General features: G+C 68.7%; 14 protein-coding genes and 1 pseudogene. 6 read left to right on the forward strand and 9 right to left on the reverse strand.

The window, feature by feature from the left end; genetic code table 11:
• Nucleotides 1-22: 22 nt before the first annotated feature.
• The 6 genes and pseudogenes from ACIQU3_RS19215 (at nucleotide 23) to ACIQU3_RS19240 (ending at nucleotide 4,169) form a co-directional block, all read left to right on the forward strand.
• Nucleotides 23-1,153: an MFS transporter gene (locus ACIQU3_RS19215; RefSeq protein WP_403926761.1), complete on the forward strand. Its 1,131-nt coding sequence runs from the start codon at nucleotides 23-25 to the stop codon at nucleotides 1,151-1,153.
• 32 nt (nucleotides 1,154-1,185) lie between these two features.
• Nucleotides 1,186-1,509: a hypothetical protein gene (locus tag ACIQU3_RS19220; protein ID WP_403926549.1), complete on the forward strand. Its 324-nt coding sequence runs from the start codon at nucleotides 1,186-1,188 to the stop codon at nucleotides 1,507-1,509.
• Nucleotides 1,510-1,612: 103 nt separating this feature from the next.
• Nucleotides 1,613-1,918 (forward strand): annotated as a pseudogene (locus ACIQU3_RS19225) (carboxylase); the annotation flags it as partial.
• Complete coding sequence (locus ACIQU3_RS19230) at nucleotides 1,918-2,388, forward strand: hypothetical protein (RefSeq protein WP_206320799.1); 471 nt, start codon at nucleotides 1,918-1,920, stop codon at nucleotides 2,386-2,388. The pseudogene ACIQU3_RS19225 and the gene ACIQU3_RS19230, both read left to right, overlap by 1 nt.
• Nucleotides 2,389-2,400: 12 nt before the next feature.
• A complete protein-coding gene (locus ACIQU3_RS19235) occupies nucleotides 2,401-3,594 on the forward strand; it encodes an MAB_1171c family putative transporter (protein ID WP_403926552.1) in 1,194 nt (397 codons plus the stop codon).
• Between the two features lie 11 nt (nucleotides 3,595-3,605).
• Nucleotides 3,606-4,169, forward strand: a complete 564-nt coding sequence (locus tag ACIQU3_RS19240) for a phosphatase PAP2 family protein (protein WP_168104067.1) — start codon at nucleotides 3,606-3,608, stop codon at nucleotides 4,167-4,169.
• Between the two features lie 228 nt (nucleotides 4,170-4,397).
• On the opposite strand, the gene fxlM is transcribed toward ACIQU3_RS19240, so the two are convergent.
• The 9 genes from fxlM to ACIQU3_RS19285 all read right to left on the reverse strand — a co-directional run bounded on the left by fxlM (nucleotide 4,398) and on the right by ACIQU3_RS19285 (nucleotide 14,465).
• Nucleotides 4,398-6,773 carry a methyltransferase, FxLD system gene (fxlM, locus tag ACIQU3_RS19245; RefSeq protein WP_403926556.1) on the reverse strand — a complete coding sequence of 792 codons (2,376 nt, stop codon included), beginning with the start codon at nucleotides 6,771-6,773 and terminating at the stop codon, nucleotides 4,398-4,400.
• A gap of 35 nt (nucleotides 6,774-6,808) precedes the next feature.
• Nucleotides 6,809-6,955, reverse strand: a complete 147-nt coding sequence (locus ACIQU3_RS19250; protein ID WP_403926559.1) for a hypothetical protein — start codon at nucleotides 6,953-6,955, stop codon at nucleotides 6,809-6,811.
• Nucleotides 6,956-7,029: 74 nt separating this feature from the next.
• Nucleotides 7,030-8,076, reverse strand: coding sequence for a phosphotransferase enzyme family protein (locus ACIQU3_RS19255; protein ID WP_403926561.1), 1,047 nt, complete (start codon nucleotides 8,074-8,076; stop codon nucleotides 7,030-7,032).
• Between the two features lie 5 nt (nucleotides 8,077-8,081).
• Nucleotides 8,082-8,882 (reverse strand): class I SAM-dependent methyltransferase, encoded by an 801-nt coding sequence (locus tag ACIQU3_RS19260; RefSeq protein WP_403926564.1) that lies wholly within the window; start codon nucleotides 8,880-8,882, stop codon nucleotides 8,082-8,084.
• A complete protein-coding gene (locus ACIQU3_RS19265; RefSeq protein ID WP_403926567.1) occupies nucleotides 8,879-9,730 on the reverse strand; it encodes an aminoglycoside phosphotransferase family protein in 852 nt (283 codons plus the stop codon). The genes ACIQU3_RS19260 and ACIQU3_RS19265 overlap by 4 nt, the downstream gene beginning before the upstream one ends.
• A gap of 169 nt (nucleotides 9,731-9,899) precedes the next feature.
• Nucleotides 9,900-10,400: a LuxR C-terminal-related transcriptional regulator gene (locus tag ACIQU3_RS19270; protein WP_403926570.1), complete on the reverse strand. Its 501-nt coding sequence runs from the start codon at nucleotides 10,398-10,400 to the stop codon at nucleotides 9,900-9,902.
• A 39-nt stretch (nucleotides 10,401-10,439) separates the two neighbouring features.
• On the reverse strand, nucleotides 10,440-11,870 hold the full coding sequence (locus tag ACIQU3_RS19275) for a glutamine synthetase family protein (protein ID WP_403926573.1): 1,431 nt from the start codon (nucleotides 11,868-11,870) through the stop codon (nucleotides 10,440-10,442).
• Entirely contained in the window at nucleotides 11,870-13,402 is a 1,533-nt protein-coding gene (locus ACIQU3_RS19280; RefSeq protein ID WP_403926576.1) for an amino acid permease, read from the reverse strand. The genes ACIQU3_RS19275 and ACIQU3_RS19280 overlap by 1 nt, the downstream gene beginning before the upstream one ends.
• A gap of 58 nt (nucleotides 13,403-13,460) precedes the next feature.
• Nucleotides 13,461-14,465, reverse strand: a complete 1,005-nt coding sequence (locus ACIQU3_RS19285; RefSeq protein WP_403926764.1) for a hypothetical protein — start codon at nucleotides 14,463-14,465, stop codon at nucleotides 13,461-13,463.
• Between the last annotated feature and the right edge of the window lie 115 nt (nucleotides 14,466-14,580).

Here is a 14,580-nt window from a genome sequence, read left to right on the forward strand (position 1 = left end):
GGCGGATGCCGCCGCCTTCGCCATGACCACCTACGGCATCCCCCTGCTCGTCCTGGCCACCACCCAGTCGGCGGTCCTGACCGGCCTCGCCTTCGCGCTGGAGTGGATTCCGCGTATCGGGGCGTTCACGGTGGCCGGCACCCTCGTCGACCGCTACGGCACGGCCCGCACCTTCCGTGCTGCCTGCCTGGCGCGGGCCCTGCTCGTGCTCGCCGCCGCCGTCATGCTCACGGTCCTCGAGGCCCGAACACCTGGCGCGACGGTCACGGTGATGCTGCTCGCCGCGTCCACCGGTGTGCTCACCGAGTTCAGTTTCGTGGCGGCTGAAACGGCCGGCGCCGAGGCGAGCCGGAAGGCCGGCGCCCGGGCGCACCGGGTGCAGGCCGTCCTGCTGGGGATCGACCAGACCGCCACGCTGGCCGGGCCGGCGGTCTCCGGCCTGATTCTGGATCATGGCGGACCGACCGTCATGCTCACCACGCTCGCGAGCTTCTCCCTCCTCGCCGCGGCGCTCGGCCCCCGCGTACAAACTTCGCCGGCCGACGTGGCTTCTGCGCAGCGAGGGCTCAGGGCGGGCTGGGAGACGCTGGGTTCGCTGCCAGCCCTCGCCTGGCTGGTGGGCGGCCTGGTCGCCTCCAACGCAGCCCTCGCCCTCCTACAGGCCGCCGTTCCGGTCGTCGTCGTCACCGAGCTGAACCACTCCAGCGCGGATGCCGGACTCATCTGGTCCGCCGCAGCCATGGCCTCCCTGCTCGCCATCACTGCCTCCCGCAACGCGATCGACCGCTGGGGCCTGTGGCCGGTCGGCGCCGTGGCCGCCGCCGTCACAGCCACAGCGACGTTTGCCGTCGCCCAGGCCGACACCTACCGCGGCTACCTGGTGCTGATCGCCGTCGTGATGGCCGGCGAAGGAAGCCTCACGGTCGTCTTTCGCACCCTGCGCTCCCGCCTGATCCCGCCCGAGGTGTTCGGCAGCACCCTCGCCGTGACGGTCCTGCTGCTCCTGCTGCCCTTCCCCGCCGCCGGCCTGCTCGTCGCGGCCGTGCCACCCGCCCAGCTCGGACACGCCATCACCGTCGCCGCCGTCCTGCAGGCCCTCGGCCTCGCGGTCGCCCTCGCCCGCCTTCGCACGCTGCCGCCGTCGTCGGCCTGACCCTCCCGGTACGAGAGGAGCCCTCATTACTTATGTCCACCATCACGCAAGCCGGATTGCCCGGCCTCGATCTGCCGCACCAGGGTGTGCGGCCGACGATCACCGAGCAGTTCCACGCCTTCGACTCCCAACACCCTTGGGTGTACCGGGCCCTGGAGCAGCTCGTCGCCGCGCGCCTCGCCGCCGGCGCGACGCGGGTCGGCATGAAGGCGCTGTTCGAGGCCCTGCGCTGGCGCCACCCGCACGGTGTGAAGGGCCTCAACAACAACTACACCGCGCTCTACGCACGGCGATTGCTCGCCGCACACCCGGAGTGGGCCTCCGCCATCGAAGTCCGTCGTCGGCGCAGCCCGTGACCCACCAGTCCTGCGCCCCCCTTTTTTCTGACTCACCCCTGATTCTTCGAGGAGCACCTTCTTGTCCGACCGTCCTGTCGCCCTGGTCGTGGCCGCGGCCGACATGGAAGCCGAGGCGTATCGCGGCTACTGCCTCGAGTCCGTGGCCGCCGCCTATGACGTCGTCCTGATCACCAGCGAGGAACCCTCGTGGGAGGTGCCGTTCATCCGGGACTGCCTGGTCGTGCCCGACCCCACCGACCAGGCGGCGCTGTCCGCCGCCGGCCGGGCCCTCGCCGAACGCTACGACCTGGCTGGGGTGTTCACCTGGACCGAGTGGTACCTCGTCCCGGTCGCCCGCCTCGCCCGCCAGCTCGGCCTGTCCACCTCTCGGGCGACGGACGTCAAGACCGCCCGGACATCGGGGACGTGCTCGCCTCGATCGACATCCCGGACCCATTTGACGTGCAGGTTTTCTGTGACCGAATCGCGGCGCAGCGCGGTCGCCCGCTCCACCTGCACAGTGTCCCCGGCATCTCCGGCAGCGATGCCCCCTGCGGAGTATGGATCGCCACCGAGAAGGCCGACCACATCTTCCACGAGGCGGCGACAAGCCCGCTGCACCAAGACCACATCATCCTGCACGAGATCGGTCACATGCTCCTGGGCCACCGCTCGATCCTCGACGGCGTCCAGACAGACGGCGGCGGTTTGTTCCCCGACATCGACCCAGACACAGTGGTCAGTCTCCTCACTAGGACCAGCTATGGCACCGAGGACGAACGGGACGCCGAGCGTCTCGCAGGGCTGATCGCAGGCAAAGCCGCCACCTCCCGGACCAGCAAGACGCCCCGCAGCAGTGTCCTGCGGCGCCTGGGCGACGCGCTCAGCGACTCGTAAGAGTGCCCTGGAATGATCGACACGCTTTGTGCGGTCCTGCTGTGGCTGGTCACCGCGTGGCGTACCCCGGCCGCATGGCGTAAGCCGAGCAAACGCGTCTTGTGGAGCGCCTTCCTCGCCCTGGCTGTCGCCATGACGCTCAGGCTGTCCTCCATCGCCGCCCCCATGGACGCTGAACTCGGCGTCAACAACTTGAGCTCTCTCGGCAAGCACCTCAGCGGCATCGTCGCGGCGCACTCAGTGCTGACCTTCGTCCACAACATGGCCGAGGAGAAGACAGCCGGCCTTAAGTCCTCCCGCCTCCACCTAGTGGTCCCGACCACTGCGGCAGCCATCATCACGGTGCTGTTCATGGCCACTCCGCAGCCGCACGAAGCGGTCGATCTGCTGACCGAGTACGCCACCGACTGGCGCATCGCTGCCTATGGAGGGGTGTGGACGGCGTACCTCGGGGCGGCGCTGTTCAGCGCCTCCCGGCTGTGCTGGCGCTGGGGCCGGCAGCCCGGCACCGGCCTCCTCGGCCGTGGCCTGCGCCTCACGGGCATCGGAACGACCATCGGCATGGTCTACGCCATGCACCGCGTGGCCGCCGTGGTCCTGCGTTTTCTGGGGCAGAGCCCCCTTTCGGCCGGCACGACTGAAGCGATCAGCGGTCTGTTGCTCTTCAGCGCGCTGCTCTTCATCGTGATCGGTAGCACGCTGCCCGCCGCCGGCCGACTGCGCCGCTGGAGCCGTGAATACCGCGACCTGCTGCAGCTGTACCCGCTCTGGCTCAGCCTCACGGACGCCGTACCCGACGTTCGTCTCGACCCGCCCAGGCGATGGGCCTCCGAGATTCTCCGGCCCCGTCACGTTCACGACCGGCTGTACCGCCGCACCATCGAGATCCGAGACGCCGTGCTAACCCTCAGCGAACACGCCCCCAGCGCGCTGCGCGACCGGGCCCGCGCCCACGTCGCGGCCTCCGGCCTCATCGGTGCCCAAGCCGACATCGCAGGCGAAGCCTGCTGGATCATCGGCGCCCAACAAGCCCGGCAGCACAACGAGCCCTCGTCCGGCGAGCCGCTTCCCCCCGCCAGCGGCGGCCGAGATCTGCCCAGCGAGATCCACGCGCTCAAACAACTTGCCAGGGCCTACGACTCCGACCTCACCCGTGCATTCGCCGCCAAGCTCGACCACGCCCGAACGCTGGAGACGACACAGTGACCGAGTCCCGCATGGCCCGCCTCATCACCGACACCCTCGCGCCGGCCAACCTCGTCGTTGCGATACTGCTGATCATCGGCTGGCACAGCACGAGCAGCGTCACAGGGCTCGGCTGGGGCCTACTGGCTGCCCTGTTCTGCGGTGGCATTCCGTTCGCCGTCATCATGCTCGGGGTGAAGCGCGGCCACTGGACCGACAAGCACGTGCGAGTCCGCGAGCAGCGCGCCGTACCTCTCCTCGCCACGATGGCGTCGGTACTGATCGGCATCTCGCTGCTCGTCGCGCTCCAGGCACCCCGCGAGGTCTTCGCCCTGGTCGTCGCCATGCTCGTCGGCCTCATCACAACCATGATGGTGACCGTCTGGTGGAAGGTCTCGGTCCACACCGCCGTTGCCGGCGGAGTGGTCGTGATCCTGCTCCTCGCCTACGGCGCAAGCATGGCACCGCTGGTACTCGGCATCGCGGCAATCGGCTGGTCCCGCGTCGCGCTCCGCGACCATACCCCCGCCCAGACGGTTGTCGGCGCCCTGCTTGGAGGGCTGGCCGCCGCTGTTGTATTCAGCGCGATGCGCTGACGAACGCTGGTGCGGCGCCAGGCGAGATGTGTTCCGGGCGCGCGGCTGACTGTCTCATGCCATCGGCGCCTGGCGTCCGAGATGCTGGACAGTACGGCCGAAGTGCGCCTGGACACGGACAGTGGTCGAGCAACTAGCTACGGAAATCGAGAGGCGGGCTCCGGCCCCGGACTCCGAGCGAGTGGACATCGAGACAAGGGCGCACTTCCCGCCGCCGAGCGGCCCCCTTCAGCCAGACGACCCTGCCTCCTCCACGGTCGCGGCGACTTCTTCGGTGCCCTCAACGGGGGCCGGGGCAAGTCCGTTACGGCCCGACCACTGGAACACCAAGCGGCAGTCACGCTTGTCCAAGACGTCCCCGGCGGGCAGCAGGCGGTCGGACGTGCCGGCCGGATGGACAGTCAGAATCGGGTCGCCTCCCTTGCCGTCATCGCTGCGCACGTAACGGTCCCAGGCCCTCACCGTCTCCACCAGCTGCTCCGCGAGCTGCGTGCCCCGCTCGCCGAAGCCGTGGACGACCCACTCCCACTCCCTCTCGGCCGGGCTGTCTCCGTGACGGGTCTGGACGTGGGTGAGGTAGGCCAGCGAGGCGTCGCCGAGGATCGCCGGCGCGTCCCTGCCCTTCGCGATCTGGGTGACCCCGGCCGTCGGCTCCTGGAGGACGGCCAACCGACAGAAGCCCGGCACGGTCGTGGCCGCGTAGAGCTGAAGCGAGCCGAAGTAGAAGCCGCTGCCCATGGTCACCCCCGTGGCGACCTCGTGCCGCTGCCCGCGCAACGCCTCCTCCACTCCCTCCGTGGGGGCAGCGTCGCCGTCTTCAAAACGGAGCTGCAGTTCACCACCGAGGAGGTCGAGGACTGGGGTGCTGCGGGCATGCTCGCCCTGGGCGCGGACGAATCCGCAGTGCGTGAACTTCCGGGCGTGCAAAGCATCACCGCGACGCTCGAACGTGATGGCCCTGGTGTAGCCATGGATCTCGAGCGGCAGGACCAGGTGCCCGCCCTCGGCAAGCTGTTCTCGCCAGGCCGAGGCGATATCCCACACGTTGTACGTGATCATGCTTCCGTCGAATCCGCCCCGGGGCACGAGACTGGGGGGTGCGCCGAGGGCCGCGTCGCCCTGGAAGACGGTGACACGTCCGCTGCCGACTTCCGCGAGGAATCGGTGGGTCCGGCGCACGACGTACGGGTCGATGTCGCCGGTCACGACCCGTCCCGTGGGGCCGGTGACGTGGGCGATCAGTTCGGCGTTGTAGCCGCCGGAGCCCGCCTCGAACACGCTCGCCCCCGGCTTCAGGCATAGGCTCTCGATCATGTCGGCCTGGAGCCAGGCTGCGGACACCGAACTGGTCGCCTGCCCGGTCTCGTCGCGCCGGGTGATGACGGCCCGGTCGGTGCCGTCGTATGCGGTCTTGAGGTCCTTCTCCGGGACGAAGCGGTGGCGCGGCACCGTGCGCAGCGCCTGTTGGACCGGCTCGGACGGGGCCCATCCGCCGGCGATGACCGTCTCGGCCATCTTCTGGCGCAGCCGGACGGCTTCGGCCGACTCGCCGGGCACGGGCAGCTGGCTGGTGGCGTGCGGATAGTCGTGTACCGGTGACAGGCCGGGGATGACGCCGGGCCAGACCGCGTTGAGGGCGTGAGCCGACGGGGCGAAGATCCGGTCGACGTGGGCCAGGAGGTACAGAGGGTGCCACTCCCACCGTGAGAACTTGGTGGGCTCACGGCAGGTGAGGGAGCCGGAGAAGGCGGTGAGGCGAACCACGGCGGTCAGGCGGGGGACGCCGTGGCTATCGTCCCAGAGCATCGTCAGCACGTGGGCGTTGGCCCGGTCGGCGATCAGGCCGGTCTCCTCGGCCAGTTCCCTCACCGCTGCCTCCTCGAACGGTTCCGAGGCGTCGGTGCGTCCGCTGGGCAGCTCCCACATGTTGCTGGTGGAGCGGCCCAGCAGGACTCGGCCGTTGCCGTCGGTGACCACCGCGCAGGCACCGGTCACCGCATGCGTGGTGGGCCGTTCTATCTCTGCAAGTTTGGCGTGTTCCTGGCGTGGGCCGCGCAGGATGAGCACGGCCAACCCGTCCGCATTGAATCGCTGGAACTGTTCCCATCCGCTGGCCAGCAGGCTGATCTCCTCCTCGTCCAGGGCGATGTCCTGCCTGTCTGCGGGAGTGTTCGCGGCGAGCGGGGTGGTGACGACGATCGCGCCACCCTCGCGCAGCCGGCAGCTGAGTTCGTGCATGACGCGGGTGCGGTCGCTCAGGAATGCATACATCAGCCGGAGCGTGATCAGGTCGTAGCCGCCCTCGCGGAGCGGCTCGAGGTCGCCGTGTTCGATGTCAAGGTTCAGCCACTGCACTCCGGACCCCTGGTCGCGGGCGCCGGCGAGGGCGCTCTCGGACCAGTCCACCGCGTCGACCGTGTAGCCCAGCGACGCCAGGTAGGCGGCCAGGTCCCCCAGACCGCAGCCGAGGTCGAGAGCGCGGCCGTCTTCGGCGGGGGCGGGAACATGCTCGGCCAGCAGCCTCTGCTCACTCTCCCCGAGCTGCCGGAAGCCCTGCCCTCCGGCGTAGTGCTCGTCCCATTCCTTTTGTTCGGTGTAGGCCAACGGGCTGTCTCCTTCGGCGGTTGGTGGCGTGAGGGTCAGGAGCGGGCGAGCTGGTAGAGGCGGGCCGGGGTGCGGTGGCCGCGCTCGACGGGTTCGAGGGCAAGGTGGGTCACGCCGAACTGGATGTCGGAAAGCGGATGGAGTCCGGGTTCGCCTGTGGGCGGCAGGTGGGGAACGTTCATCGAGCGATTGGCGTCATCCCGCAGTGGGTGAGGTCCGAGAGGGTTGACCTGTGGGCCGATGCGCGGTGGGTTTGTCACGAGCGGCCTCCGCCCGTGGGGAGGCTGGCGAACCCGTCATCGAGGTCGGAAAGGCTGTTCAGCAAGCGGCGGATGGCGGTCTGCCGCTCGTTCCAGTGCCGCTTCAGGTCGGCTTCCGCTTCGGGCGGAAGCCCGTATTCGGCAGTCGTGGCGCCGTAGAAGCTGAACAGCATGTACAGCAATGCGATCCGGGCGCAGGCTCGGATTTCCTCGAGAGGGAGGCTGGGGTTCTCTGCGTGGTAGGCGCCCACCATGGCCAGTGCGCAGGCGTCCCATTCCGGGCTGCTGGCCAGGGTGCGCGGATCGAACGCGGCCCGGCCCAGCTCCCAGGCCGGCATGCCGGTTGCCCCCCGGAAGTCGATGACACCGGTGACGACATCAGCGAGGACGATCAAGTTGGTGCGGGAGAGGTCAGCGTGCAGCGCCTGCTCCACCAACGTGCCCGGCAGGTGCTTGCGCAACCGGGGCACGTGGTCCTTCAGGTCCTTCCGCCGCTGATCGAGGTCGGCCCGGAGCTGCTCAAGGCTTTCTTGCTCCTGCCGCAGCGCCGTGGCCATCACGGTGTCGCACTTGGCGACTGCGTCCTCGACCCTGCCGGTCCGCCAGCGGGACTGTTGCACGTGCTTCGGCAGCGGGTAGGCAGCCAGAACGCGGTGCATTCGCCCCATCACCGCGCCGATACTTTCAGCGAGCGGCACCGTCATCGCCGTGGTGGTCACGCGGCCGGGCGCCTCGTCGACCACGGCCCACGCGCTTCCCTCCGCGATTGTGACCAGGTTGCCATCCTTGTCGTCCCAGACACGCGGGATGGGAAGGCCCGCGGCCCGGCAGTACTCCGACATGTCCCAGGCGGTGCGAGCCGCCTCCACGTCCGCACTGGGCCGGTACTCCTTGACGAACAGCCGTAGTCCGTCCTCGGTCAGGACCCGCCGGTTGATCGTGTCGGTGCCCATGGGCACCGGCTCAACCACGAGCGCAACCAGCCCATACCGCTCCTCCAGTACGTCAGCTGCCACGGACGAGTTCCAGTCCGCATCGCTCATCCCCCTCACCGGCCTCTGGAGGAGGGACGCCGTGCGGTGAGGACGGTGAACGCGTTGTCCTCCACGAGGAACCCGCTGTCGAGGAAAGGCGTGAGGGCGTCGGCGACAGCAGCCTCGAATGCCTCGCGGCGGTTGCCGAACAGGTGCGGGGCCGCGAACGACGTCGAGTACAGGTAGCCGATGACCTCGTCGATGTTCCACTTGCGGCGCACGGGGATGGCCACGGTGGTGACCTCGCAGAAGGCGGAAGCACGCAGTACCTCCTCATACGGCGGCCCATCCGAGCCGAAGAAGCCGTCCCCGGCGCGCCGCTGCTCGCCGAGGAACACCTGGACGACGGCGCGGACGGCCTGTTGCCAGGCGCTGTCGGCGGTCCACAGACTGCGGTCGCTGAACACCGCCAGCACACCGTCGGGCGCGACGTACTCGGCCAGTCGGTTGAGGAAGCGGCGTTGATCGAGCCAGTGAAAGACACGGCCACACGTCACGAGGCGCGGCTGCCATCCCGCCGGCGGTTCGAAGTCCTCCGCAAGCGCATGCCTGATCTGCAACCGGTGACCGGCTGAGAGCGCGGGACGGAGTACAGCATCGGCCTCGGCGCACATCGCCGGGTCGGAGTCGACAGCGATCACCTCGTCGAAGTACGGCGCGAGCGCAAGGGCAACGAGCCCTGGGCCGGTGCCGACATCGAGCAGGCGCCTCGGAGTGCTCGCGGGCGTCTCATGGGCGAGAAGCGCAGCGAGGCCAGCTGGGATGCCGGGGCGGAAGCGCCGGTAATAGGAGGAGGTTCCGGCAAAGGCGTTCACGCACCCCACCCGCCCCACATACGCGCGCGGTTCTCTCGGCGCAGGTTCTCCAGCATGGTGTGGGCCTCGTCGACGAGCCCGATGTCGCGGTGCTGGATCCCCCAGGACAGCGAGTCGAGCGCGTCCAGAGCCCCGTAGGCACGACATGCCGCCAGTTCGTCGTCGGTGAGTCGGCGGCCGTACCCGTGGTGAAAGGCGGCATCGAGATCGGGGCGTTGTAGCAGGACCCGGTAGCGCAGGCGGCTGAAATCCCGGCGGGCAGCGGGCTGGAGTTCGGCCCGCTCGAAGTCGATGATCCGAAGCCGTTGCTCGGTCTCGTCCCACATCCAGTTCTTGGGCATGTAGTCGCCGTGTGCTGCCACCTGCGGCAGACGCGGCGGAGCTTCCATGGCTAGCGCCCGCACCATCGCGATGTCGTGTTCCGGTACGTAGGACGCGGCACCATCCAGCAGCTTCGCAGCGGTCGCGTCCCAGGTCTCTTCGGCCGCGTCCGTGGCCGGCTCGTCCGTTGCTGCAGCGTGATGCCGGGCCAGGAGTTCACCGGCCTGCTCGTACGCCTTGCGTTCCTGCTCGGCTGGCAGTCGCAGCGTGTCCAGGCTCCGTCCGGACACTGCGGTGACCAGGACGGAGCGCGTCTGTGTGTCGGCAGCGATCAGTTCGGGCGCGCGGTCGGCGGTCAGGCAGACCGTCCACTTCCGGTACGCGTCGACCTCGCGCCGGTGCAGCTTCGCACCTGCGTGCTGTTTGGCGAACCACCGCGCGCCGTGGAGCCCGTCGATCTCCCAGAGGGATGGCCTGTTGTTGCCGGGCCGGGGGTGCTCGGCAATGACGGTGTATGTGTCGGTCACCGATCCCACCAGCTGGTGGAGTGCACTGGGCATATCGGTCACGTCTGGTGCGCCTTCCGTTGACCAAGCCACCCAGCCGAATTGCGCATTGTGAGGGACTGGGCGCTCTGAGTATTTGCGTGCGGGTGGGGAGTGTGCCAGAGGGCACTGACAATGCCGCGCGAGCTGGTCATAGCTGTGCCGGGGCGCGGAGGATCGTGCCGGAGAACATCTCGACGAGGGACTCGTCGAGGACCTCGTACGTCCAGCCGAGCGTCACCAGGTGCGGGTCGTTGTCCGCCCGGACGCGCTCTCGGAGCGCCTTGATCCGCTTCAGGGCTTCGTCGCGGCTGATGCGGGCCCGGTCGGCGTAGTCCTTCGAGGTCGCACCGGCGGCAATCATCTGCCACGTCTCAATCTCGGCCTCCGAGAAGGTCGCCGGGAAGGCAGCCTTCTCGGGGCGTTTGAGCTGCCCCGTGACGTAGCAGGCGTGGACGACGGCCGCCCGGCCGCTGACCCCGAGCTTCTGACCGCAGTGCTTCATCTGCACGTTGATCGTTCCGGCAGTGATCGTCAGGTCGGAGGCGATCGCACCGGTGCTCTTACCCTCCGCGACCTTCTGAGCAATCCGAACCTGTGCGGGGGTGAGATCGAGGGGCGTGGCGGCTGGGCGCGCCGGTCGTGCACTCACGGGAGCCTTGGATCCTTTCCTTCTCGATGGGCGTGGTCGTCAGGCGCTGACCAGCCACCGCTGCCGTTCGGCGTCGGTGACCAGGCGCTCGTGGTGGTCGAGTTCCAGGCGGGCGAGACGGGCGTAGTGCTCGACGACCTCGGTGCCGAGCGCGTTCTGGGCCAGGGTGCTTGCCTGGAAGGCGACCAAGGCGTCGGCGAGGGTGGGCGGCACGAGGGTTCCGCTTCCGCGGTAGGCGTTGCCGGTCTCCTCGGTGCCGAGGGGCAGCTGCTGCTCGATACCGTGATCGATAGCCGCCAGCACGGCGGACAGGGCCAGATACGGGTTGGCGTCCGCTCCGGGCACCCGGATCTCCAGATGAAGCCCCTCCCCGCGGCCGACGACGCGGACGGCGCAGGTGCGGTTGTCGCGGCCCCAACTCATCACGGTCGGCGCGAAGGAGCCTGGTGTGAACCGCTTGTAGGAGTTGACGTTCGGCGCGTAGAACGGGCCGAGGTCCGGCAGGCCGGCCAGGAGACCCGCGATCGCGTGCCGCCCCGTCGGGGACAGTTCGTGGTCGTTGTCGGGGGCGTGGAATTGGCTGATGGACTTCGACCACAGCGACACATGCAGGTGCAGGCCGTTGGCCCGGCCCGTCTCGGGGGCGGCCATGAAGGTGGGGGTCAGTCCGGCGCGCGAGCCCAGCGTGCGGACGGCGTGCTTGAAGAGCAGGTGCTGGTCGCAGGCGGTCAGCGCCGGTCCGTACGGGAAGGTCACCTCGACCTGGCCGGGGCCGGCCTCGGTCTTGATGGCCTCGATGGGCATGCCGGCGCCGGCGAGTGCCCGTTGCAGGCGGCGGAAGAACCGGTCGGAGACCGGATCATGGTCGAGGGCATAGTCCAGGTTCTCCGTCGTCACCGGCCGCAGCCCGTGATACCCGCTCTGTTCGGCCTCGGCGTAGGTGCCCTGGTAGAGGACGAACTCGGTTTCGATACCGGCCTTGGGGTGCAGGCCGTGCCGGGCGAGTCGGGCCAGTTGCCGGTGCAGGATCTGGCGGGGTGCGACCCCGATGGGCGTGCCACACTCGTGCACGGCGTGGCCGAGCACCACGGCGGTACGCGGCATCCACGGCACCACGCGCAAACTCGCCAGATCCGGCCGAACCGTCAGGTCCTGATAGCCGCTGTCCCACGAGGTCAGCTCGAAGCCATCGGCCGGGCTCATCTCGACATCGGTCGCCAGGGTGTACGCGCACATCTCCGCGCCGTTGTGTATGACGCGCTTGAGGAAATGGCCCGCGTCGTACCGCTTCCCCTTCAGCCGCCCCTGCAGGTCGGGCAGCGCGAGCAACACCGTGTCGATCGTGCCAGCCTTGACCATATTGCGCAGGTCGGCCGGAGAAACCGCCTTCTCGGAGCGCCTGCCCGGAGCAGCGGAGGAAGAGACGGCGTGGCGCGCCGGCGTGCCGTTGTCCGTCATGGTCCCCGTCATCACACGACCTCGTCCGCGTACGTGCTCCCCGAGCGGCCGAAGTTCTGGGCCGGCACCTCGTACGTGCTGCCCTGCTTGTGCCACCACCCCCACGCCAGCGCGAGTACGACCAACAGAGCCACCGGGGCGTAGTTGAACGTGTCGACCGTCACGAGGGCGCCACCGTCGGGGCGCGTCTGGGGCAGACAGAACAGGACGGTCACGAACGCCACCCAGATGACCGCGATCGTGCCCACGGTCACGCCCCAACTGCCCAGGTTCCACGGGCCGGGCCTGAACCGATGCCGGTTCTTGACCCGCAGGAAGATCGGGATCGCGTACGCCGGAGTGATGCCGATGACGTTGATGCTGGTGATCGCCGCGTACGCGACCGGGCTGTACAGGCTCGGCAGGGCCAGCAACGCGGCGCACACCACCGACAGCAGCACGGCCTTGCGCGGAGTACCCGTACGGCGGTCCACCTGTCGCCACAGTTGCGAGCCCGGCAGCGCACCGTCACGCGAGAACGCGAACACCATTCGACTGGCAGCAGCGGTCTCGGCGTTGCCGCAGCACAACTGCGCGACGATCACCACCAGGAGCAACGCCTTCGCCCCCGCCACACCCAAAGCGTCGAGGAAGATCTGCGCCGGCGGCACCCCCGTCGCCGTGCCCACGGTGCCCGCATAGTCCTGGATCGCGAACGTGAGCCCGGCAAGCAGCACGAACCCAGCCAGCCACGACCAGCCGATCGCGTGGATGATCCCTCGGGAGGCGGACACCTGGGCGTCCGTGGTCTCCTCCGACAGATGCGCGGAGGCGTCGTAGCCGCAGAACGTGTACTGGGCCAACAACAGGCCGAGCACCGCCACGTACAACGGGCTGGACCAACCGGTGTTGTTGACGAACTCACCGAACACGAAGTCGGTGGACTGGTGGTGGGACGGCACGATCGCCAACGCGCCGACGATCACAGTGACACCGGCCAGGTGCCACCAGACGCTGATGCTGTTGAGGATGCTGACCAGCCGGACACCGAACAGGTTCAGTGTGAGGTGCAGGGCGAGGATGCACAGGAAGATCACCATGATCTTGCCGGGCGTCGGCTCGAAGCCCCACTGCAGGTTCAGGAACGCGCCCGTGAACAGCGCGGCCCCGTAGTCGATGCCGGCGATCGCGCCGAGCAGGCCCAACAGGTTGAGCCAGCCCGTGTACCAGCCCCACTTCCTGCCACCGAGCTGTTCCGCCTGGTAGTACAAGGCCCCGGAGGTCGGATAGGCGGACGTCACTTCGGCCAGCCCGGCGCCGATGAACATCACCATGGCGCCCACGACGATCCAGCCCCACAGCATCACGGACGGGCCGCCGGTGTTCAGACCGAACCCATACAGGGTCATGCAGCCGGACAAGACGCTGATGACGGAGAAGCTGATCGCGAAGTTCCCGAACGGTCCCATACGTCGGGTCAGCACCGGCTCGTAGCCGAGCTCCCGCAAGTACGCGTCGTCGGGCTTCCGGGCTGTTGCGCGATGGCCAGGGCTCAAGCGAGACATGGGCAACCTCCAAGGTCCAGGTGAAGAGAATGTGAGCAGGTCCATGCCAAGCCCCATGTCACGGATGGGGCCTGGTGCGGGGTCTATGAGTGCGGGCGAAGGAAAGTGACTCCGTACGCGCTCTCAGGAGCAGGGCCGTACCGGGGTCCGGCCCTGGGGCCCCGTCATGCACCGAGGCCCACGGCTCGCGAGCCGCGTATGGGCCCATCGCCTCGAAGACCTCGGCGGCTTCCACATACTGGTGGCCTGCCCACAACGCGTAGGCGAGAAGGTTCAGATCGGCTACCGATCGCTCCCGAGCGGGCGCCTTGCGGAACCAGTCGTAGAAGGCATTCAGCGTGTAGTCGAGCGTCGACTCTTGCGCCCACTGGCGCCGCCACAAAGGATCAGCCTGCGACCGTCGCCGCTGCTCGACCTGGGCGTACGCCGGCAGCAGCAACAACGGCGACCCAACGGGCCGCTGTGACGCCACCCATCGCCCGAAGTCGAAGATGCTGGCCAGGGACGCGGCCTGTAGTCCGTCCAGGGCGAGCATGAACTGCAGCACGCGGTGATAAGCCTCCCGGTTGTACGGATCACGCTGGTTGACCTCGTACAGCAACCCCCACGGACCGCTCGGCAGCATCGGCTCGGTGGGCACCGCACGGTGCTCATGACGCAGCTGGCGGGTGTCAATCTGCGCCAACGCCACGAGGCACACCCACGGCACCGGATCCTGCGGCACGCGACGAGCCGCGAGCAACACCTCGCGTCGTGCCCTGAACTCCAACTCCAAGGTCCCCGGATGCCGTTGACGGTGCGCACGCAGCGCCCGCTCGACTGATACGCGAGCACTCATCACCTGCGCGTCGTAGCAGCCGGGCTCCTCGTGGAGCCACACGCCGACCACATCCGACCGAGCTGCCGCCACGGCCAGCACCTGAGTGCGCGACGTCCGCAGCGCCCAGTGCGTGCCAGTGTCCAGAAGCAGCTTCCTGGTTGTTCGCCAGCGGCCCGCCTCCAACTCCTCCAAGGCCACACGCAGGTCGTCGTCATGACCTGCTGGGTGATACACAAGACGCATCACGGGCCCTCGGATCGGGATTGGCCACGCCCCGAAGGCTGAACGGGGCTGCTCGTCTGAGGGCGGGCAGCAGGATGCGAGGTGCGTCTCCGGTTGAGCGTGATTGCCATCAGGG

This window comes from Streptomyces sp. NPDC101110, assembly GCF_044759525.1.
In the GTDB taxonomy this organism is placed as follows: domain Bacteria; phylum Actinomycetota; class Actinomycetes; order Streptomycetales; family Streptomycetaceae; genus Streptomyces.